The following is a 19,382-nucleotide window of genomic DNA, read 5'->3' on the forward strand; positions in this document are numbered from 1 at the left end:
CGGGGTGTGGCGCCGGTCAGGGCGTCGCGGCGACGGGCACGACGAGCTCGACCGGATCGCGCGCTGGCAGCGTCACCCGTACCGGTGTGGATTCAAGGTCGCCGTCGCTGCGCGATGCGTCACCACTGCGCGAGATGCGCGCGACGATTTCGACCGAATCGAGCGCCGACAGCGGCTGGGTCGGCATCGGGCTGTCGCCGTCGCCCAGCACGATGTCCAGCGGCAACGCCGACACCGGATGCCGCTGCACCGCGACCGGCATCGGCGGACCGCCGGGCTGGCGGGCGATGACGAACACCGTTGCGTCGCCGGGCAGCGGGGCGCCGGCAGGATCGAGTCGTACGCGGACGCGTAACGCATGCGTGCCAGGCGTGGGGGCTGCGGTGGTCGCCGATGCGTCGTCCGCAGGCATGCCGGCGGCGGTGCGCGCGATGGCGATCTGGGTGCGCAGCGCGTCGGCAGCGGCACCATCGAGCAGCGGCAGCAACGGCGTCCACGTCGCGACCGCGCCCGCATCGTCGCCGGCCTGACGCTGCGCGATGCCCAGATACCAGCGTGCATGCTGATGGTCGGGATTGCGCGCGAGCACATCGCGCAATGTCCGTACCGCCGCCGCATCGAAGCGCCGGTCCGGCGCTGCGCGCGCGCTGGCCTGCGCGGCTTCGACCTGCGCCGCGTCGTCCTCGGGCAGCAGCTTCGCCGCGCGTGCGATCGCGTCGCGCGCGTCGGCGTGCCGGTCCAGTCCGGCGTAGGCGCGGCCCAGCAGCAGCCAGCCTTCGGGCTGTCGCGGATCGCGCTGCAGATCGGCTTCCAGACGCGCGATCGCATCGTCGAGCGAGTCGGGCGCGGCGAGTTCTTCTGGATCGAGCGCCTGCGGCGTGCCGACCAGCATGTACATGCCGGCCACCAGCACCGGCACCAGCAGGGTCACCGCGATCGCCACCCGCGACGCGCCGCGGCGCAGCCCCCAGGTCAACGCGACCACGGTCGCCAGCGTCAGCACGATCGCGAGCACGACGAAGAGCAGCATCACCAGGTCTCCGTGTCGTCGGGCGGCAGCGGTGCGGCCTCCTTGCGCGAGGCGACGACGCGCCAGATCACCACGCCGCCGGCGCCGAGCAGCAGCAGCGGGCCGAACCACAGCAGCCACGTCGACGGGCCGACCTGCGGGCGGTACAGCACGAACTCGCCATAGCGCGCGACCAGATGCGCCTTGATCGCCGGGTCGTCCAGTCCTTCGCGCATCAGCGTCAGCACTTCGCGGCGCAGGTCGTGGGCGATCTGCGCGTTGGAATCGGCCAGCGACTGGTTCTGGCACATCACGCAGCGCAGTTCGGCGACGAGGCTGTGGAAGCGGCGCTCTTCGGCCGTGTCCTCGAAACGCAACGGCGCGGCGTCGACGGCGACTTGCGCGCGTGCGGCCTGCGGCCAGGTCAGGCACAACAGCAATGCGAGCAACGCGGCGCGGATCACGGCGCCTCCAGCCGTTCGACGAGGGGCATCAATTGCTCACGGATGGTCGCATCGGTCATCGGGCCGACGTGCTTCCACAGGATCGTGCCGTCGCGATCGACGAGAAAGGTTTCCGGCGCGCCGTAGATGCCCCATTCGATCGCGGCCTTGCCGTCGTAGTCGGCGAGCACGAGATCGTAGGGATTGCCGAACTGCGTGAGCCAGCGCGTCGCGTCTTCGGGCTCGTCCTTCCAGTTGAAGCCGATCACGCGCACGCGGCCGGTTTCGGCGAAGGCGTTGACCACCGCATGTTCCTCGCGGCAACCCGGGCACCAGCTGCCCCAGACGTTGAGCAGATACGGCGCGCCGCGCAGATCGGCCTGCGTGACCAGGCGCTTCGGCGCGCCGAGCACCGGCAAGCGGAATGCCGGCGCCGGCTTGCCGATCAGAGGCGAGGGCAGGGCGTCGCGATCCGGACTGCGGCTCAGCCACACGCCTGCAGCCAGCAGCGCGAGGATCACGCCGAAGACGGCCAGCGGCAGCCAGCGGGCGCGCGAGGCACTCATGCGGTTTTCTCACGACGCGGCCGGCGGAAGCGGCGATCGGCCGCGGTGACGAAACCGCCCAGCGCCATCAGGAACGCGCCCGCCCAGACCCAGCGCACGAAGGGTTTGATGTGCACGCGCAAAGCCCAGGCGTCGCCGCCGAGTGGTTCACCGAGCGCGACGTAGACGTCGCGCGACACGCCGGGACGGATCGCCGTCTCGGTCATCACCTGGCCGCCGCTGGCGTAGGTGCGTTTCTCGGGATGCAGCGTGGTGACCAGCCGGTCGTCGCGCAGCATCCGCACCGTGCCGCGGTCGGATTCGTAGTTCGGGCCGACGTGATGCGCGACGCTGTCGAGCACGAAGGCATCGCGGCCGATCTCCAGCGACTGTCCCGGCAGCAGCGCGACCTCGCGCTGCACGTTGAGGCCTTCGACCAGCAGCGCGCCGATCAGGAACACCGAAATGCCCAGATGCCCGAGCACCATGCCGGTCATCTCCGCGCCCATGCGGCCGCCCGGCGCGCGCAGACGCGTCCACACGAACCGCGCCGTGCCGCCGGCCACCCAGACCGCACCGGCCACACCCATCGCCACCTTCCACGGCCCCTGCGGCGCGGTGAAGAACGCAAGCGTCGCGGCGATCAGCGCGAGCGCCGCCCAGGGCAGCAGCATGCGCAGCGGCCGCGACATGTCTTCGTTCTGCCATCGCGTCAGCGGACCGAACGGCAGCAGCAGCACCAGCGGCGCCATCAGCAGCAGGAACAACAGGCCAAAGTAGGGCGGCCCCACCGAAATCTTGCCGAGATTCAGCGCATCGGCCAGCAGCGGATACAGCGTGCCCAGCAGCACCATCGCGCAGGCCGCGACCAGCAGCAGATTGTTCGCCAGCAGCAGGGTTTCGCGCGAGGTCGCCGCGAACGGTTTGCCGTCGCGGCCATCAGGTGCGCGCAGCGCGTACAGCAGCAGCGAACCGCCGACGACGAGGCCGAGGAACACCAGGATGAAGAGACCGCGCGTGGGATCGGCAGCGAAGCTGTGCACGCTGGTCAGCACGCCGGAGCGCACGAGAAACGCGCCGAGCAGCGACAGCGAGAACGTCGCGATCGCCAGAAGCAGCGTCCAGCCATGGAAACTGCCGCGTTTTTCGGTCACCGCCTGCGAGTGGATCAACGCCGCGCCGGCCAGCCACGGCATGAAGCTCGCGTTCTCGACCGGATCCCAGAACCACCAGCCGCCCCAGCCGAGTTCGTAATACGCCCACCACGAGCCAAGCGCGATGCCGATCGTCAGGAACGCCCACGACACGTTCGTCCACGGCCGCGTCCAGCGCAGCCAGTGCGCGTCGACCTTGCCGTCGAGCAGCGCGGCGATCGCGAAGGCGAACGGCACCATGAAACCCGAGTAGCCGATGTAGAGCATCGGCGGGTGCACGATCATCCCCGGATCCTGCAGCAGCGGATTCAGATCGCGACCTTCGAGCGGCATCGGCAGGATGCGTTCGAACGGGTTGCTGGTGAAGATCAGGAATGCGAGAAAGCCCAGGCAGACCGCGCCCATGATCGCGAGCACGCGCGCCAGCACCACGTCCGGCAACGAGCGCGAGAACCACGCCACCGCCGCGTTCCAGCACGCGAGCACGAACACCCACAGCAGCAGCGAACCCTCGTGGCCGCCCCAGACCGCGGTGAAGCGGTAGACCATCGGCAGCAGCGAGTTCGAGTTCTCGGCGACGTAGCGCACCGAAAAATCCTGTTGCACGAAGGCGGTGGTCAGGATCGCCCAAGCGACGAACGTCAGCGCCCACTGCGCATAGGCTGCAGGACGCGCGGTCGCCATCCACGGCGCGAGACCGCGCTGCGCGCCGAGCAGCGGCAGCACCGTCTGCAGGGTCGCGGCGACCAGCGCCAGCAACAGCGCGATCTGGCCGAGCTCAGGCAGCATCGGCGACTCCGGTATCTGCGCCACGCACCCCTTCGATCACTGCGTGGCGTCCGCGTCGGCCGGCGTCACGATGCCGTGCTTGTCGTGCGCGAGGCCCATCTTGTCGGCGACCTCCTTCGGCACGTAGGTCTCGTCGTGGCGCGCCAGCACCTGCTCGGCGACGAAGGTGTCGCCGTCCATGCGTCCGGTCGCGATCACCGCCTGGTGTTCGCGGAACAGGTCGGGCAGCAGGCCGGTGTAGCGCACCGGCAGCTCGGCATCGCCGTCGGTCACGCGGAAGCGCGCTTCCATCGAGCCTTGCGCGCGCGAGAACGAACCGCCGGCGACCATGCCGCCGAGGCGGAACCGCGCTTCGCCCGACGACACCGCGGCGCCCGCGATCCCGCCCAGCACTTCATGAGGCGTGTACAGATAGGAGACGTTGCGCTGCAGGGCGAACGCGATCAGCGTCATCGACAGCGCGCTGGCCGCGACGATCGCGACGACGAACAGCAGACGGCGGCGGCGGACCGGATTCATCGGGTCAGCTCGGCGGTGTCGTCCGCGGCCACGGTCGTCGCCGCAGCCCGGCGCGATGCCAGCAGGCGCACCGCGCGCAGCAGCTGCGCGGTGCGGATGCGCGGCGCGACGAAATCCCAGGCCAGCACGGCGGCGAACACCGCGTAGGCGGCAACGACGTATTCGATGTAGGTCATGCGCGATCTCCGGTCGGCGCGGCCAGCGCCCGGACCCAGTCCTTGCCGGCTTCGCGGCGCAGATTGTCGGCGCGCGCGCGCGCCAGCAGCGACCCGACGAACCAGAACTTGGTGCCGACCACCATCCACAACAGCGGCCACAGCATGCTGCCGTCGATGCTCGACTCGCCGAATACGCGGATCGTCTGGCCCTGGTGCAGCGAATCCCACCACACCACCGAATAGCGGATCACCGGCAGCAGCACGACGCCGACGATCGCCAGCAGTCCGGCCGCGCGCGCGGCGGTGCGCTTGTCCTCGATCGCGCCGTACAGGCCGATCACGCCCAGATACAGGAACAGCAGAATCAGCTCGGTGGTCAGGCGCGGATCCCAGTCCCACCAGGTGCCCCACATCGGCCGGCCCCAGATCGAACCGGTGGCGAGCGTGATCACGGTGAACGCGGCGCCGATCGGCGCGCAGGCCATCGCGAGGATCTCGCAGAGCTTGATCCGCCACACGAGTGCGATCGCGGCGTAGATCGCCATGGCCGCGAACACGGCCAGGCTCATCCACGCGCTCGGCACGTGGATGTAGAGGATGCGGAAGCTGTCGCCCTGCTGGTAATCGGCGGGCACCACGTACAGCGCGCCGTACAGACCGACGGCCATGGTCGCCAGGCCGAGGCCGAAGCCCCACGGCGCCCAGCGCCGCGCGAAGCGGTCGAAGGTGGAGGGCGAGCCGAGTTGATGGAACCAGAGCAGGACAGGATTCATGTAGGCGTGCGGGTCGCTGGCTTGCGGTCTCGGAGCGCGCATGGCGGGCATGCGGTCGCGGGCGTGGCGCGGCGTTGCGGGACGGATTGCACGTCGGCGACGGGACCCTCCAGACCCGTCGCGGGGCCGGTCAATTGAGTGCGATGCGGATGGCGGTCGCCGCAGCGACGGGTGCCAGCACGAGCGCGGCGGCAAGGCCCGCGGCGAGCAGCAACAGCCCGCCGGATGGATCATGCCCCTGCGCCGCGATCGCGACGCTGCCGGCACCGAACACCAGCACCGGAACGTACAGGGGCAGGGCAAGCAGTGCCAGCAGGATACCGGAACGGCGCATGCCGATGGTCAGCGCGGCGACCACCGCGCCCAGCAGGCTCAGCAGCGGCGTGCCCAGCGCGAGACCGGCCAGCAGCACCGGCAACTGCGCGCGCGGCAGGCCCAGCAGTTCGGCCAGCAAGGGCGTTGCGACCAGCAGCGGCAGCGTCGTCGTCGCCCAGTGCACCGCGGTGCGTACCAGCACCAGCCAGGCCAGCGGCACGGGGCTGAGCATCCACTGTTCGAGCGAGCCGTCCTCGGCATCGCCGCGGAACAGGGTGTCGAGCGCGAGCAGGCCTGCGAGCACCGCCGCGACCCACAGCACGCCGGGTGCCACGGCGCGCAGCGTCGCGGGTTCGTTGCCCAGCGCCAGCGCGAACAGCACCACGACCAGTAGTGCGAACAGCGCCGGTTGCAGCGCATCGCCGCGACGCCGCCACAGCAGACGCAGGTCGCGGGCGATCAGCGCGGCCGCGCTGCCGGGCAGGGTCGGGTGTGCGCTCATGCGGCGGCGTCCAGCACCAGTTCCCGGGTGCGCACCGGCGGCGCGGCGTAGGCGCCGTGCGTGGTCACCAGTGCCGCGCCGCCGTCTTCGAGCTGGGCGCGCACCATGCGGTTGACCAGTTCGATGCCCTGCAGATCGAGATTGGCGTAAGGCTCGTCAAGCAGCCACAACGGCGCCGGCGACATCCACAGCCGCGCCAGCGAGAGCCGCTTCTTCTGCCCGGCCGACATCTGCCGCACCAGCAGATGCGCGTGCGCGGCCAGTCCGACCAGGGCGAGCGCGCGCTCGGCGGTCTGGCTCGCGCGGCAGCCCTGCAGGCGGGCGAGGAAGTCGAGGTTTTCGATCGCGTCGAGATCGGCCTTCAGGCCGGGCAGATGCCCGAGATACGCCATCGTGCCGGCGCGCATTGCCCGGGCGACCGGCGCGCCGCCGACTTCGACCGTGCCGCCATCGGCTTCGAGCAGACCGGCCAGCACCCGCAGCAGCGTCGTCTTGCCCGCACCGTTGCCACCCTGCACGAGCAGGGCTTCACCGGCGGCGACGTCGAAATCGAGCGGTCCGAACACCGGTCGCGCGTCGCGCGTGAAGCACAGACCGCGGGCGGCGAGCAGCGGCGGGACGGAAGCGGACTCGGACATGCGGCGGCGAGGGGCCCATGGCGCGACCGGATCGGTCGCGCGGCCATCGTATCCGCAGCGATGCGGTTTGCGTCAGCGCAGCCAGTCGACGTGCTGGTCGCCTTCGAGTCCGGCGGGGCGTCCGGCGTACATGCGCAAACGCACGGGAGTCTCGCGCGACCACCACAACGTGCCCAGCTGGTCGTAGCGCTGCGCGAGCGCATCGAATGCTCCGACCTCCATGCCGAGCACGATCCAGCTCGGCTCGCGCCAGCTGCGGTCGGCGGCGCTGGCGAAGGCGGGCATGTGCGGCAGGCCGAGTGCGGTCAGTTCCGCTTCGAGCGCCCTGTCCGAGCGCCGGTTCTCGGTGGGCGGGCGTGCGACCGACATCGGATTCCATGCCGACACGAGACCGAAGCCGGCCGCATCGGGATAACGCAGATCCAGGCCCGGCGTGGGCAGCCCGATGACGATGTCGTGCCAGTCGTCGCGGTGCTGCCAGCGGTAACGGGCATCCAGATAGGCGTGCAGCAGCGTGACCAGGCGGGTGTCGTCGATGGGATGCTGGTTGTTCATGGCGGCGGTTTATCCCCGTGGTCCGCGTCCGTACACTCGTGGCCCCTCAGATCCCCAACGGCATGCAGGCGATGATCCGGACCAAGCTTCCCAAGGTCGGCACCACGATCTTCACCGTGATGTCCCAGCTTGCGGCCGAACACGGCGCCGTCAACCTCGGGCAGGGGTTTCCCGATTTCGACGTGCCGCAGCGCCTGGTCGATGCACTCGCCGCGGCCATGCGCGCCGGCCACAACCAGTATGCGCCGATGACGGGGATCCCGGCGCTGCGGCAGGCGATCGCGGAGAAGACCGAACGCGTGTACGGACATCTGCCCGATGCCGATGCGGAGATCACCGTCACCAGCGGCGCCACCGAAGCCCTCTTCAACGCGATCCACGCCGTCGTGCGCGCAGGCGAGGAGGTCATCGTCCTCGACCCCGCCTACGACAGCTACGAGCCGGCGATCGAACTGGCTGGCGCAGTGGCCGTGCACGTGCCGCTGGACCCGGCGACGTTCGCGCCCGACTGGCAGCGCGTGCGCGACGCGGTCACACCGAAAACGCGGATGCTGATCGTCAACAGCCCGCACAACCCGTCCGGCGCGATGTTCGGCGCGGCCGACATGCAGGCGATCGCCGAGCTGCTGCAGGGCACCGGCATCTATCTGCTGTCGGACGAGGTCTACGAGCACATCGTGTTCGACGGCGCGCGCCACGAATCCGCGCTGCGCTGGCCGGAACTGCGCGAACGCAGCTTCGTCGTGTCGAGCTTCGGCAAGACCTACCACTGCACCGGCTGGAAGCTCGGCTACTGCATCGCGCCGCCCGCGCTGAGCGCGGAATTCCGCAAGGTGCACCAGTACAACGTGTTCTGCACCTTCGCGCCGGCGCAGCATGCGTTCGCGGAGATGCTGCGCGAGGAACCGGCACACTACGAGCAGCTCGGCGCCTTCTACCAGACCAAGCGCGACGCCTTCGCCGCGCAGCTCGCCACCACACGCCTCAAGTGTCTGCCGGTGCCGGGCGGCTATTTCCAGCTGGTCGACTATTCGGCGGTCAGCGATCTCGACGACGCCGAATTCTGTCGCTGGCTGACGGTCGAGAAGGGCGTCGCCGCGATTCCGCTGTCGCCGTTCTATGCGGCGCCGCCCGTCGGCCAGCGCCTGGCGCGGCTGTGTTTCGCCAAGAACGACGCGACGCTGGACGCGGCGATCAAGCGCCTGCAAAAGCTCTGAGCGTGCGCTGCGACGTTCGGTCGCGGCGGACCTTCAGCGATGCATCGCTAGACTTGTGCCCTGCGCACTCCGCGCCTTGCCATCGAACGACTGTCGACCGTGCTTCTTCGTGCCGCCGCCATCGCCGTGTCCATGCTGTTGCTCGCGAGCTGCAGCGCGCCGCCGGCCGGGCCGTATACCGGCACCGATCTGACCGGCGTGTCCTACGGCCGCAGTCTCGATCTCGAAGACACGCAGGGCCAGCCGCGCGGGCTCGGCGATTTCCGCGGGCGCTACGTGCTGCTGTCGTTCGGCTACACGCACTGCCCCGAAGTCTGTCCGACCAGTCTGCTGAAGGCTTCGCAGATCCGCCGCGCGCTGGGTGCGGACGGCGAGCAGCTGCAGATCGTGTTCGTCACCGTGGACCCGAAGCGCGACACGGGCGAGATCCTCGCGCAGTACGTGGGCGCATTCGGCGGTGACATCGTCGCGCTGCGCGGCGACGACATGCAGACGCGGCTCGCGGCGCAGTCGTTCCGCGTGACCTATCGCGAAGTGCCGACGAGTTCGTCGTATGCGATGGACCACACGATGGTGAACTATCTGATCGGTCCCGACGGCCGTTTGCGCCTCGCATTCCAGTACGACCAGCCCGTCGACACGATGGTCGACGACATCCGTCTGGCGATGACGCCTGTGCAGGCGGCGGGCTGACCACGCAGTCAGCATTTCCCGACTTGCGATTCATCTCACGCGCAGCGTAGCCTCGGACGCCGGGGTGGTACGGGAATGGAGAGACAGGGATGACGATTCGCGTGTTCATGGTCGACGACCATGCACTCGTCCGCACGGGCCTGCGCATGATCCTGTCGAGCGAGGCGGACATCGAAGTGGTCGGCGAGGCCGAGAGCGGCGAAGAAGCGTTGCCGTTGATCCGCAGGCTCAAGCCGGACATCGTGCTGTGCGATCTGCATCTGCCGGGCGTCAGCGGGCTGGAAGTGACCGAACGCGTGGTGCGTGGACAGCCGGAAACGCGGGTGATCGTGGTGTCGATCCTCGAGGACGGGCCGATGCCGCGCCGGATGATCGAAGCCGGTGCATCCGGGTACGTGGGCAAGGGCGGCGATGCCGCGGAGCTCGTGCGCGCGGTGCGTGACGTCGCACGTGGGCGGCGGTATCTCGCCAGCAACATCGCGCAGAATCTGGCGCTGTCGGGCATCGGCGGCAACGAGACGCCGTTCGATGCGTTGTCGCCGCGCGAGATGGAAGTGGCGATGCTGCTGCTGCAGGGGCTGCGCCAGGAAGACATCGCGCGACGTCTGAGCCTCAGCGCCAAGACGGTCAACACGCACAAGTCGCGTCTGTTCGAGAAGCTGCAGATCCAGGACTCGATCGCGCTTGCGCGCCTGGCGAGCCAGTACCGCATCGCGCCGGTGGAGCTCGCGATCTGACGCTGGGCCGCTTGTGAAATCGTTGCCTGCATCCGCAGCCAGGACATCACACTCCAAGAAAAAACCCCGGCCGAAGCCGGGGTTTTTGGTTGTCACACGCGCTGGAACGACTCAGGCGTCGTTCGGACGCGGCCGCAGACGCGGGTCGGTGCGGTAGTCCGACTCGGGCTCATCGTCGCTGTCTGCGTCGTCTGACTCCGCCGACGCTGCGTCTGCGAACGCAGGCTCGGTCGGCGTTGCGATCTCGTCATCCGTCAGCGCCGCGTCGCCCGGCGCAACGCCGGTCGTCTCGGGCTCGAAGGAAGACGCCTCGCCGGGCTGCGCGGCGGCCTGTGCGGGCGCGTCGAACAGGCCCTGGGTCACCGGTGCACGCGGCGCGGCCGGGGCCTCGTCGACCTGTGCCGGTGCGCTGGCCTCATCGATCGCCGGTGTGGCGTCGAACTGCGGTGCGACAGCAGCCGATACGTCGGCGCTGACGCTCGGCTCGGCCTGCGGCGCAGGATCGAAGCTGCGAGTCGTTTCGACCGGCGCCACCGGGCGGGCCGCATTCGCGACGTCGTCCGCGGCGAGCTCGGCAGGCGCGATGTCCTGCGCCGGCGTCACGTCTGCGACGACCGGCGATTCGACTGCCGGCAGCGAAACGGGGGCATCGGCGACGGGCGCGGCGCGTTCGACCGGGCTCTGCGCGACGTCGACGTCGACCGATGCCGGCGCCGCGGTCCAGGTCTCGACCGGCTGCGCGGGCGCAGGCGTGTCGAGAACCGGCGCTGCCGGCTCGCTCGCCTGCACAACCGCACCCGCGGCGACCGCAGCCGCTGCGACGGCCGGCCGCGTGTCCTGCTGCTCGGATGCGCGCGGTTCGCGCGCCGGCTGCGCCGCAGGTGCGGGCAGATCGTCGAAATCGAACTCGGGCTGGCCGTGACCGGTGGCCACGGCGGTGTCGTCGTCGCCCGCGTCATCGCTGTCCAGTGCGGTCTCGTCGCCGGCCGAGCCGTCACCGGCCTTGCCGCGACGACGGCGACGGCCACCACGACGACCGCGACGGCGACGGCCGTTGCTGCCGTCATCGTCGCCGGCCTCGCCGTTGCCATCGGCATCGGACGCACTGGTGTCGTTGCTGTCGTCCGAATCCGTGTCGGTCTGCACCGGCGCGGTTTCAGGACGCGGCGCCGCGTGCGTGGCGACGACAGCAGGTGCGCTGTCGGTCGTCGTTGCCGGTGCGGTCTGCTCGATGTCGGGCTGGGCCGCGCGAGGCGCTTCGATCGATGCAGCAGCGACCGGCGCTGCGGTGGCGATCGCCGCGTGGGCCTCGGTCACGTCGCCTTCGGTCTTCTGCCGCGGGCCGCGCTGCTTCTGGCGCTGGCGACGTTCCTGCTGACGCTCCTTGCGCGCGCCGGTATCGGCAACGGCCGCAGGCTCGCGACGCGCTTCACGCTGCGTATCGTCGCGGGCCGGCTGCGCGGGCGCCGCCTGCTTGGCTTCGTTCGCGACAGGCGACTGGTTCGATCCGCCCTGACCCTGACGGCCACCGCGACGGTCGCGGCGCTGGCCATTGCGGCCACGATCGTTACGATCGCCGCGGTTCTCACTGCGCGGACCGCCATCGGCACGCGGCGCGCGCTCGGTCTGCGCGGGAGCGGCCGGCTTGGCCGGCGCAGGCGGTGCGAACAGCGTCCTGAGCCAGCCCATGACGCCACCGGTGGCGACCGGTGCAGCGGGCGCAGGTGCCGGCTGCGGCACGGGCGCCGGTGCGGGCGCAACGGCTTCCGGCTTCGGCTCGCGGATCGGCGCAGGCTGCGTCGGACGCACGTTGGTGACGGCCGGCGGCGGCACGTTGAGGTTGTTCTTGCTCAGCGCGATCGTCGCCACGCGACGCGGCGTGCCGCGCTGATAGCTCGGGCGCGCGGTTTCCTCGCCGAGCTCGTTCTCGCGGATGCGCGAGACCTCGTAGTGCGGCGTGTGCAGCTGCTCGTCGGCGACGATGATGATCGGCGCGTCGTGGCGCTTTTCGATCTCCTCGAGCGCGCTGCGCTTCTCGTTGAGCAGGTAGTTCGCGATTTCGACCGGGGCCTGCACCAGCACCTGTCCGGTGTTGTCCTTCATCGCATGCTCTTCGGCGACGCGGATGATCGACAGCGACAGCGACTCGATGCTGCGCATGCGGCCGTGGCCTTCGCAGCGCGGGCAGACAATCTGGCTCGACTCGCCCAGCGACGCGCGTAGGCGCTGACGGCTCATTTCCAGCAGGCCGAACTTCGAGATCTTGTTCTGCTGCACGCGGGCTCGGTCGTACTTGAGCGCGTTCTGCAGCTTGTTCTCGACGTCGCGCTGGTGCTTGTTCGACGACATGTCGATGAAGTCGATCACCACCAGGCCGCCGAGATCGCGCAGGCGCAGCTGGCGGGCCACTTCCTCGGCCGCTTCCAGGTTGGTGTTGAACGCGGTTTCCTCGATGTCGCCGCCCTTGGTCGCGCGGGCGGAGTTCACGTCGATCGCGGTCAGGGCTTCGGTCTGGTCGATGACCAGCGCGCCGCCGGACGGCAGGCGCACAGTGCGCTCGTAGGCGCTCTCGATCTGCGACTCGATCTGGTAGCGGTTGAACAGCGGCACATCGTCGGTGTAGTGCTTGAGCTTGCGCAGGTTGTGCGGCATCACCTGCTCGACGAATTCCTTCGCCTCTGCGTACATCTCCGGCGTATCGACGAGGATCTCGGCGATATCGGCGCGCATGTAGTCGCGCAGCGCACGGGTGATCAGGCGCGATTCCTGGTAGATCAGGAACGGCGAGGGCTTGCTCAGCGCGGCGTCGGCGATCGCGCGCCAGATGCTCAGCAGGTAGTCGAGATCCCACTGCAGCTCTTCGGCGTCACGGCCGACACCGGCGGTACGGATGATCACGCCCATCTCGTCCGGGATGTCGAGGGCGTCCATCGCCTTCTTCAGCTCGGCTCGGTCCTCACCCTCGATCCGGCGCGACACGCCACCGGCGGTCGGCGAGTTGGGCATCAGCACCATGTAACGGCCGGCCAGCGAGATGAACGTGGTCAGGGCGGCGCCCTTGTTGCCGCGCTCTTCCTTGTCGACCTGGACGACGACTTCCTGGCCTTCGCGCAGGAGCTCCTTGATCGCGCCCTTGTTCGGGTCCGCGCCGGCCTGGAAGTAGTCGCGGGAGACTTCCTTCAGCGGCAGGAAGCCGTGGCGGGCGGCACCGTATTCGACGAACGCGGCTTCGAGGGAGGGCTCGATGCGGGTGATCCGGCCCTTGTAGATGTTGGACTTCTTCTGTTCCCTGGACGGCTGTTCGATGTCGATGTCGTACAGGGACTGGCCATCAACGATGGCGACGCGCAGTTCTTCTGCCTGCGTCGCGTTGATCAGCATGCGCTTCATGGTTGCGTTTCCTTGCGCGCTCTCACGCGCGGAACGCCGGGGCGTTTCGCCTGGATGAAGCCTGAAGCCGCCGCGCACGCGCAGCGACGAACCGGATTGTCCAGCGCTACGACACCACGGCGGGCCGCGGGAGCGCTCTGTATTGTCTGGGTAGTGCAGGCCGCGGACCGCTTGCGACCGGTGTTTCGGCGGTCGCGAGCGTCACGCGGGACGTGTTCAGCGCCGATGCCAGGCATCGGGCGATGGTCGGTACTGCCGTACAGCCGCTAACATGGCCGCCCCTGGGGCGGTGGCCGCGCACTGTCCGGAAGCCTTTGAGAGGCGGGCTTTTGGCCCGTGTTCTTTCAAAGAAATCAGCACCTTAGATCGCGGCCCGAGTGTACCAGATAAACAGGCGACGATGACTGACAACGGTTCCGGCTCCGCCGGCGGCGGTGGCGTGCGACTGGTCCGGGTTCCGGACGATCGCGACGGCCAACGCCTCGACAACTTCCTGCTCGGCCAGCTCAAGGGCGCGCCGAGGTCGATCATCTACAAGATCGTGCGCAGCGGGCAGGTCCGCGTGAACGGGGGCCGCGCCAAGCCCGAGCGCAAGCTCGATGCCGGCGACGAGGTACGGATTCCGCCGGTCCGGCTGGAGACGCCGGGCGAGGCGGGCACGCCGTCGAAGGGCCTGCTGGCGGCGATGGACGCCAGCATCGTGTTCGAGGACGCCCGTCTGCTGGCGATCAGCAAGCCCAGCGGCATCGCCAGCCACGGCGGCAGCGGCATCAGCTTCGGCGTCATCGAAACCCTGCGCGCGCTGCGGCCGACGCAGTCGCTCGAGCTGGTGCACCGGCTCGACCGCGACACCTCTGGCCTGATGGTGCTGGCCAAGAAGCGCTCGGCCCTGACCCAGCTGCAGGCACTGCTGCGCGAGGATCACGGCGCCGGCATCCGCAAGCGCTACCTCACGCTGCTTGCCGGGCGCATGCCCGACGGCACGATGAGCGTCGACGCGCCGTTGCACGTGGGCCTGCGCCAGGGCGGCGAGCGCCACGTGCAGGTGAACCCGGCCGGAAAGACATCGCTGAGCCACTTCGGCGTGCTGGAGCGGCGGGGCGGGCAGTCGTACTGCGAGGTCCGGATCGAGACCGGCCGCACCCACCAGATCCGCGTCCACGCCCAGCACATCGGCCACCCGGTCGCAGGCGACGACAAATACGGCGATGTGGAGGTCAACAAGCGCATGCGCGACCAGATCGGCCTCAAGCGCCTGTTCCTGCATGCCGCGTCGCTCGAATTCACCCTCGACGATGGCGAGGCCTACCTCCTAGACGCCCCGCTGGCCGACGACCTGCGCGAGGCGCTCGACCGCTTGCGCTGAGCCGGGCGGTCCGCAGTTCCCGGGCGCGCGTGCCGGCTCAGGCGATCAGCTGGTCGGCCTTGGCCGCGCAGATGAAGTCGTTCTCGCTCAGGCCGCCGACATCGTGGGTCGAGAAGCGCACATCGACGCGGTCGTAGTGCACGCCGAGATCGGGGTGGTGGTCTTCGCGGTGGGCGATGAAGGCCAGCGCGTTCACGAAGGCCATCGTGCGGTGGTAGTCGTCAAAGCGGAAGGTGCGGGTCAGCGCCTGACCGTCTTCGGCGAGCGTCCAGCCGGCCACCTGCGGCAGCAGTTCGCGCACGCGCGCTTCGGGCAGACGGTGCGCGTCGCCGCGGCGCGGCACGCAGCGGGCATCGCCGAGTGGAATGAGGTCGGACATCGTGGAATCTCCTGTCGAGAGCCGTTCATGCGGCAGACGGCGACCGGCGTGTGCACGGGCGCGGGACCGCTAGAATACGCGGCATGATCAACATCTCCGAAACCGCGCAGACGCATTTCCGCAAGCTGATCGAGCGCGAGACCCTGCCGGGCCTCGGCGTGCGGCTGTCGGCCGTGCATGCCGGCACCCCGCGTGCGGACGTGCGCCTGGAGTTCGCGGGCAGCGATGACCTGCAGGGCGACGAGTGGGCGATCGATTGCGACGGCTTCACGCTGTGGCTCGACGCGCCGAGCGTGCCGTACCTCGATGGCGCCGAGATCGATTACGAAAGCCGCGCCACAGGCGGCCAGCTGCAGATCCGCGCACCGAAGATCAAGGGAGAGGCGCCGCCGGAAGCCGCTTCGCTGGTCGAGCGCGTGCGCTGGGTCGTCGAGCAGGAGATCAACCCGCAGCTCGCCCAGCACCGCGGGCACGTCAGCGTGCAGGAAGTGACGGCCGAAGGCGTCGTCGTACTGCGCTTCGGCGGCGGCTGCCATGGCTGCGGCCTGGTCGACGTCACGCTGAAGCAGGGCATCGAAAAGACGCTGATGGAGAAGGCACCGGGCGTGACCGCGGTCCGTGACGCGACCGATCACGACACCGGCGACGCGCCGTACATGCCGCGCGACGCGGCCTGATTCGTCCGCAACCGGCGGCCGCCACCGGATGTTCACTGCTGCCGACCTGATCGACGTGCTGCGCCGCCGCCGGCGCCGTTCGATCCGGCCGGAAGACGCGCCCGAAGGATTTCCCGCCGGCTGGACCCGCTGGTTCGACACGATGCGCGCGCGCGCTGGCGCGGTGACCGGCGCGACCGCCGAGGCGATCGTCGCGGTACTGGTCGCACAGCCCGCGCCGGCGCGGCGCAAAGGCCGGGTGCCGAAGAACGCACTGGCCGCCTGGATCAGCCTGCTGCATCCGCGCTGGGAGCCCGAGCCCCGCGAGCATCGCGGTCCCAAGCGCGTGTCGATGGTGCTTGCGCTGTTCGCGCAACTGCTCTGGGTCGGCGGTCTGCTGGTACTGACGCAGGCCCATTTCGCAGTGCCGGCGCCGGCCGCGCAGGGCGAAGAACACGTGGTGCAGGCCGTCTTCATCGGTGACGGCACGCCCGAGGATGCGGGCGCCGGCGAGGCAGGCGAGCCGGTTACGGTCGTGCACGCGCCGCCCGCGCCGACGGCCGCGCCCACGCCATCGGACGCGCCACCTGCGCCGACCGCGCCGCAGGACTCGTCGACTGCGCAGGACGCCGTGGTTGCGACCGAGCCCGTCGAGCCGACCGAGCAGGTCCTGCAGGTCACGCACACCCCGGTGCCGGATACCGAGTTCACCCTGCCGCCGCCGCGTCCCGGTGCCGCGCCCGAGATCGCCGTGCGCGATCGCCAGGTGCCCGAAGCGCAGCTGCAGGCGGTGGAGATTCCGGCGCTGCGCACACCCGCGCCGCTCGCCGAGATCACCGCGCAGCAGCGCGAGGTCGAGGTCGAAGTCCGCGATCGCAGCGTGCCGCAGCCGACCGAGACCTTGCGCCTGCCGACGCGCGAGGCGCCATCGGTCGTGGTCGATGCGCCCGAGGTGCCGACGCGACAGGTCGCGGACGTCGTCGCACGCGAACGCGCAGTGCCGATGCGCGAAGCACCGGTGCCCACGCCTGCGCCCGAAGCACCGGCACCTGCCGCGCCCGTGGTGGCGACGCCGTCGCCACGGCCGCCGACCCCCGCGCCGCCCGGTATGCGCACGCCTGCGCCGAATCCGACGGCGGGCGCCGGTACGCGCGCGGGCATGCCGCCGGGCGCGGCACCGTCGACCCGCGCTGCCGACGACTGGGGCAACGGCACCACCGCGCGCGACGGCGGTCAGCCCGGGAGTCCATCCGGCCTGCTCGGCGCCGACGGTCGCCCGCGTCTCGCGGGTGACGGACGCGTCGGCGGTGGCCTGCCGCCGGGTACCGTCACCGAGGATTTCGCCCGGATCGATCGCGAAGGCACCTGGCTCAAGCGCCCGCCGACCGACTACGAACCCACGAGCTTCGACCGTTTCTGGACGCCCAGCGAAACCCTGCTACAGGAATGGGTGCGCCGCAGCGTCAAGACCGTGCTGATCCCGATTCCCGGCACCAGCAAGACCGTGCAGTGCAACGTGGCGCTGCTGATGTTCGGCGGCGCCTGCGGCATCACCGATCCGAACATGCAGGACGTGGAGACCGACGGTCGCCCGCCGCCGGATGTGCCGTGGAAGCCGGAGTTGCAGGAAGATCAGGACAGCCTGGGCGGCTGATCGATTTGCCCTCAGCGCTCGTGCGTCATTGCTTCTTTCTGCTGTTTTGATGCCGTCACTTCCGCGCAGGCGGGAGTCCATGACGTTGCTCGCTCTCGCTTCTGCTTTAGCTGCTGCTTTGGCTTTGGCTTTGGCTTTGCTTTCAGCTTTTGATTTCAATCGAGCCGTAAAGCGAGCCGAGCATCGCAGGGCGGCGGGGTCGAAGAGCAGCCCATGTCTGAGCGCAGCGAGTTTGGGCTGCGTGCCCCGTTGCCCGAGAAGCGCAGGGGACCGCCGCGGCTTCATCGCGGCGGATCGCGTCCGGCGAAGACGGTTTTGCTTACTTTTGCCAAGACAAAAGTAAGCCGCGCGACAGCGCGGAAGCCCTGTCTTTGGTCTTTGCTTGCGAGCACCTCGTCTGGCCGCGCATCAAAATCCAACGTCAAGGCTGAGAAGCGAACATCAATTGCAGGGCTTTCGCCCGCTGCGCGTGCGAGTTCCTTTTGGATGGACCCAAAAGGAACCAAAAGGTCCCTTCGCCGGACGCGAGCCGCTGCGATGAAGCCGCATCGGTGCCCTCCGCTCCTCGCCTGACGCGGCACGCAGCCCAAACTCGCTGCGCTCAGACATGGGCTGCTCTCCGGCCACGCCAGGCTCCGGTGCTCGGCTCGCTCTACGGCTCGATTCAGATCAAGAGCTGGGAGCCAAAGCCAAGCAAGCCAAGCCAAAGCCAAAGCCAAAGCCAAAGCCAGAGCCAGAGCCAGAGCCAGAGCCAAAGCGCGAAGACACAGGCACGCCTCGGAACCAGGCTGAGACCTGGTCAGATCGAATCAAGGAACGCCCCTCGAGGCGCGACTGACGCATGCCCGCCGAAACGGACACGCGACATCAAACGGCGCGAAGACAGCGCCGCCGAAGCGGACTCAGCGGTCGTGCGCCCCGCGCAGATCGCGCAGCTGGCTCGGCTGCGCGGCGAAGTACGCGGCGAGATCGGCGATCTGCTGGTCGCTCAGGCCGGCGGCCTGCTGCGACATCAGCGCGTGTTCGCGGTCGCCGTCGCGATAGGCCTGCAGCGAATGGGCGAGGTAATCGCGGAACTGGCCGCCGATCTTGGGGTAGGTCGGATCGATCGGGACGTTGCCGCCGGCGCCGTGGCAGTCGATGCAGGTCTGGCCGGTGGCCGCGCTCTTGACGTTGGCGGCCTGTTCGCCGGCGTCGGCGGTGCCCGACGGCAGGCCGGCGGACGAGCTGCGCGCGGGCTGCGCTTCGGGATCGTGGGACTGGCCGCCGCAGGCGGCCAGCAGGCCGACGAGCACGAGGACGGGCAGGGCGCGGACCGGACGGATCATGGCGCCGCTCACTTGGTCAGCTCCGAAAGGAAGGCGGCGATGTCGGCGATGTCCTGGTCGGTGAAGCTCTGCGCTTGCGCCTGCATCGTCGGGTGACGACGCGTGCCGCGCTTGTATTCGTGCAGGGCGTTGACCAGGTACTCGGGCGACTGGCCGCCGATCTTCGGCACGTGGTAGTGCGGATAGACGTTGCGGTAGCCGTCGACGCCGTGGCAGCCCTGGCAGGTATAGGTCAGCTGGCGACCGGTCTCGGCATTGCCGACCAGCGGCACATTGGCCGCCGGCGCTGCGGCCGCGGGTGCGGTCGGGGCGGCGGGTGCAGCGGCCTCCAGCGCGGAGGCGCGCAGGACGGGCGAAGCAAGAACGAAGCAGGCGGCGAGCATCAGCAGTCGCGTCATCGGGTTATCCGCAATCCTGAATGGCTGAAAGTGCTGTCTGGGAAGCGATGCGATTGCGACCGGCAGGCGTTTTCTGCATGAACCGGTGCACAACCGGGCCAGTATAGCCACGGCCGCGTCGCAAACCCAATGCGCTGCAACATCGGCGCCGGACGCGGACCGGA

Annotated in this window: 20 protein-coding genes; 6 read left to right on the forward strand and 14 right to left on the reverse strand. The window is 69.5% G+C overall.

The features are described 5' to 3' along the window. Positions 1-16: 16 nt before the first annotated feature. The 10 genes from V3391_RS01965 to V3391_RS02010 form a co-directional block, all read right to left on the reverse strand. Positions 17-1,030: a tetratricopeptide repeat protein gene (locus tag V3391_RS01965; protein WP_332076748.1), complete on the reverse strand. Its 1,014-nt coding sequence runs from the start codon at positions 1,028-1,030 to the stop codon at positions 17-19. Beyond that, positions 1,030-1,473, reverse strand: coding sequence for a cytochrome c-type biogenesis protein (locus V3391_RS01970; protein WP_425497186.1), 444 nt, complete (start codon positions 1,471-1,473; stop codon positions 1,030-1,032). The genes V3391_RS01965 and V3391_RS01970 overlap by 1 nt, the downstream gene beginning before the upstream one ends. Next, entirely contained in the window at positions 1,470-2,018 is a 549-nt protein-coding gene (locus V3391_RS01975) for a DsbE family thiol:disulfide interchange protein (protein WP_332076749.1), read from the reverse strand. Before V3391_RS01975 ends, V3391_RS01970 begins: the two co-directional genes overlap by 4 nt. Continuing rightward, positions 2,015-3,940 (reverse strand): heme lyase CcmF/NrfE family subunit, encoded by a 1,926-nt coding sequence (locus V3391_RS01980; RefSeq protein ID WP_332076750.1) that lies wholly within the window; start codon positions 3,938-3,940, stop codon positions 2,015-2,017. The genes V3391_RS01975 and V3391_RS01980 overlap by 4 nt, the downstream gene beginning before the upstream one ends. A gap of 36 nt (positions 3,941-3,976) precedes the next feature. After that, positions 3,977-4,459, reverse strand: a complete 483-nt coding sequence (gene ccmE / locus V3391_RS01985; protein ID WP_332076751.1) for a cytochrome c maturation protein CcmE — start codon at positions 4,457-4,459, stop codon at positions 3,977-3,979. Further along, positions 4,456-4,635: a heme exporter protein CcmD gene (ccmD, locus tag V3391_RS01990; protein ID WP_332076752.1), complete on the reverse strand. Its 180-nt coding sequence runs from the start codon at positions 4,633-4,635 to the stop codon at positions 4,456-4,458. The genes ccmE and ccmD overlap by 4 nt, the downstream gene beginning before the upstream one ends. Continuing rightward, positions 4,632-5,390 (reverse strand): heme ABC transporter permease CcmC, encoded by a 759-nt coding sequence (ccmC, locus tag V3391_RS01995; protein ID WP_332076753.1) that lies wholly within the window; start codon positions 5,388-5,390, stop codon positions 4,632-4,634. Before ccmC ends, ccmD begins: the two co-directional genes overlap by 4 nt. Before the next feature lie 130 nt (positions 5,391-5,520). Next, entirely contained in the window at positions 5,521-6,207 is a 687-nt protein-coding gene (gene ccmB, locus V3391_RS02000; protein WP_332076754.1) for a heme exporter protein CcmB, read from the reverse strand. Beyond that, the gene (ccmA, locus tag V3391_RS02005; protein WP_332076755.1) at positions 6,204-6,845 is read right to left on the reverse strand and encodes a heme ABC exporter ATP-binding protein CcmA; all 642 of its coding nucleotides are present in this window, start codon (positions 6,843-6,845) and stop codon (positions 6,204-6,206) included. Before ccmA ends, ccmB begins: the two co-directional genes overlap by 4 nt. 72 nt (positions 6,846-6,917) lie before the next feature. Continuing rightward, positions 6,918-7,400 (reverse strand): DUF3293 domain-containing protein, encoded by a 483-nt coding sequence (locus tag V3391_RS02010; protein WP_332076756.1) that lies wholly within the window; start codon positions 7,398-7,400, stop codon positions 6,918-6,920. A 71-nt stretch (positions 7,401-7,471) separates the two neighbouring features. On the opposite strand from V3391_RS02010, the gene V3391_RS02015 reads away from it, so the two are divergent. From V3391_RS02015 to V3391_RS02025, 3 genes are all read left to right on the forward strand, one after another. Beyond that, positions 7,472-8,617, forward strand: a complete 1,146-nt coding sequence (locus V3391_RS02015) for a pyridoxal phosphate-dependent aminotransferase (protein ID WP_332077686.1) — start codon at positions 7,472-7,474, stop codon at positions 8,615-8,617. Positions 8,618-8,716: 99 nt separating this feature from the next. Beyond that, positions 8,717-9,310 carry an SCO family protein gene (locus tag V3391_RS02020; protein ID WP_332076757.1) on the forward strand — a complete coding sequence of 198 codons (594 nt, stop codon included), beginning with the start codon at positions 8,717-8,719 and terminating at the stop codon, positions 9,308-9,310. 89 nt (positions 9,311-9,399) lie between these two features. Further along, positions 9,400-10,047, forward strand: coding sequence for a response regulator (locus tag V3391_RS02025; protein WP_332076758.1), 648 nt, complete (start codon positions 9,400-9,402; stop codon positions 10,045-10,047). 111 nt (positions 10,048-10,158) lie between these two features. On the opposite strand, the gene V3391_RS02030 is transcribed toward V3391_RS02025, so the two are convergent. Beyond that, positions 10,159-13,428 carry a ribonuclease E/G gene (locus V3391_RS02030; protein ID WP_332077687.1) on the reverse strand — a complete coding sequence of 1,090 codons (3,270 nt, stop codon included), beginning with the start codon at positions 13,426-13,428 and terminating at the stop codon, positions 10,159-10,161. A gap of 409 nt (positions 13,429-13,837) precedes the next feature. Between V3391_RS02030 and V3391_RS02035 the strand changes: the two genes are divergently transcribed. After that, entirely contained in the window at positions 13,838-14,803 is a 966-nt protein-coding gene (locus V3391_RS02035; protein ID WP_332076759.1) for an RluA family pseudouridine synthase, read from the forward strand. A gap of 37 nt (positions 14,804-14,840) precedes the next feature. Here V3391_RS02035 and V3391_RS02040 read toward each other — a convergent pair whose 3' ends face one another. Further along, on the reverse strand, positions 14,841-15,182 hold the full coding sequence (locus V3391_RS02040) for a 4a-hydroxytetrahydrobiopterin dehydratase (RefSeq protein WP_332076760.1): 342 nt from the start codon (positions 15,180-15,182) through the stop codon (positions 14,841-14,843). Positions 15,183-15,265: 83 nt separating this feature from the next. Here V3391_RS02040 and V3391_RS02045 point away from each other — a divergent pair, with 83 nt between their 5' ends. Together V3391_RS02045 and V3391_RS02050 are read left to right on the forward strand one after the other, a co-directional pair. After that, entirely contained in the window at positions 15,266-15,859 is a 594-nt protein-coding gene (locus V3391_RS02045) for an NfuA family Fe-S biogenesis protein (RefSeq protein ID WP_332076761.1), read from the forward strand. A gap of 28 nt (positions 15,860-15,887) precedes the next feature. Continuing rightward, a complete protein-coding gene (locus V3391_RS02050; protein ID WP_332076762.1) occupies positions 15,888-17,492 on the forward strand; it encodes a hypothetical protein in 1,605 nt (534 codons plus the stop codon). Between the two features lie 902 nt (positions 17,493-18,394). On the opposite strand, the gene V3391_RS02055 is transcribed toward V3391_RS02050, so the two are convergent. Next, positions 18,395-18,820 carry a c-type cytochrome gene (locus tag V3391_RS02055; protein ID WP_332076763.1) on the reverse strand — a complete coding sequence of 142 codons (426 nt, stop codon included), beginning with the start codon at positions 18,818-18,820 and terminating at the stop codon, positions 18,395-18,397. Positions 18,821-18,828: 8 nt separating this feature from the next. Continuing rightward, the gene (locus V3391_RS02060; protein WP_332077688.1) at positions 18,829-19,203 is read right to left on the reverse strand and encodes a c-type cytochrome; all 375 of its coding nucleotides are present in this window, start codon (positions 19,201-19,203) and stop codon (positions 18,829-18,831) included. Between the last annotated feature and the right edge of the window lie 179 nt (positions 19,204-19,382).

Origin of the sequence: Luteimonas flava (assembly GCF_036584485.1) — a bacterium.
GTDB classification, from domain to species: Bacteria; Pseudomonadota; Gammaproteobacteria; order Xanthomonadales; family Xanthomonadaceae; genus Luteimonas; species Luteimonas flava.

Bases quoted from the DNA above. Each gene is read 5' to 3' on its own strand.
- V3391_RS01965 (WP_332076748.1), bottom strand. From the start codon at position 1,030: ATGCTGCTCTTCGTCGTGCTCGCGATCGTGCTGACGCTGGCGACCGTG.
- V3391_RS01975 (WP_332076749.1), bottom strand. From the start codon at position 2,018: ATGAGTGCCTCGCGCGCCCGCTGGCTGCCGCTGGCCGTCTTCGGCGTG.
- V3391_RS01980 (WP_332076750.1), bottom strand. From the start codon at position 3,940: ATGCTGCCTGAGCTCGGCCAGATCGCGCTGTTGCTGGCGCTGGTCGCC.
- ccmE (WP_332076751.1), bottom strand. From the start codon at position 4,459: ATGAATCCGGTCCGCCGCCGCCGTCTGCTGTTCGTCGTCGCGATCGTC.
- ccmD (WP_332076752.1), bottom strand. From the start codon at position 4,635: ATGACCTACATCGAATACGTCGTTGCCGCCTACGCGGTGTTCGCCGCC.
- ccmC (WP_332076753.1), bottom strand. From the start codon at position 5,390: ATGAATCCTGTCCTGCTCTGGTTCCATCAACTCGGCTCGCCCTCCACC.
- ccmB (WP_332076754.1), bottom strand. From the start codon at position 6,207: ATGAGCGCACACCCGACCCTGCCCGGCAGCGCGGCCGCGCTGATCGCC.
- ccmA (WP_332076755.1), bottom strand. From the start codon at position 6,845: ATGTCCGAGTCCGCTTCCGTCCCGCCGCTGCTCGCCGCCCGCGGTCTG.
- V3391_RS02010 (WP_332076756.1), bottom strand. From the start codon at position 7,400: ATGAACAACCAGCATCCCATCGACGACACCCGCCTGGTCACGCTGCTG.
- V3391_RS02015 (WP_332077686.1), top strand. From the start codon at position 7,472: ATGATCCGGACCAAGCTTCCCAAGGTCGGCACCACGATCTTCACCGTG.
- V3391_RS02025 (WP_332076758.1), top strand. From the start codon at position 9,400: ATGACGATTCGCGTGTTCATGGTCGACGACCATGCACTCGTCCGCACG.
- V3391_RS02030 (WP_332077687.1), bottom strand. From the start codon at position 13,428: ATGCTGATCAACGCGACGCAGGCAGAAGAACTGCGCGTCGCCATCGTT.
- V3391_RS02035 (WP_332076759.1), top strand. From the start codon at position 13,838: ATGACTGACAACGGTTCCGGCTCCGCCGGCGGCGGTGGCGTGCGACTG.
- V3391_RS02040 (WP_332076760.1), bottom strand. From the start codon at position 15,182: ATGTCCGACCTCATTCCACTCGGCGATGCCCGCTGCGTGCCGCGCCGC.
- V3391_RS02045 (WP_332076761.1), top strand. From the start codon at position 15,266: ATGATCAACATCTCCGAAACCGCGCAGACGCATTTCCGCAAGCTGATC.
- V3391_RS02050 (WP_332076762.1), top strand. From the start codon at position 15,888: ATGTTCACTGCTGCCGACCTGATCGACGTGCTGCGCCGCCGCCGGCGC.
- V3391_RS02055 (WP_332076763.1), bottom strand. From the start codon at position 18,820: ATGATCCGTCCGGTCCGCGCCCTGCCCGTCCTCGTGCTCGTCGGCCTG.
- V3391_RS02060 (WP_332077688.1), bottom strand. From the start codon at position 19,203: ATGCTCGCCGCCTGCTTCGTTCTTGCTTCGCCCGTCCTGCGCGCCTCC.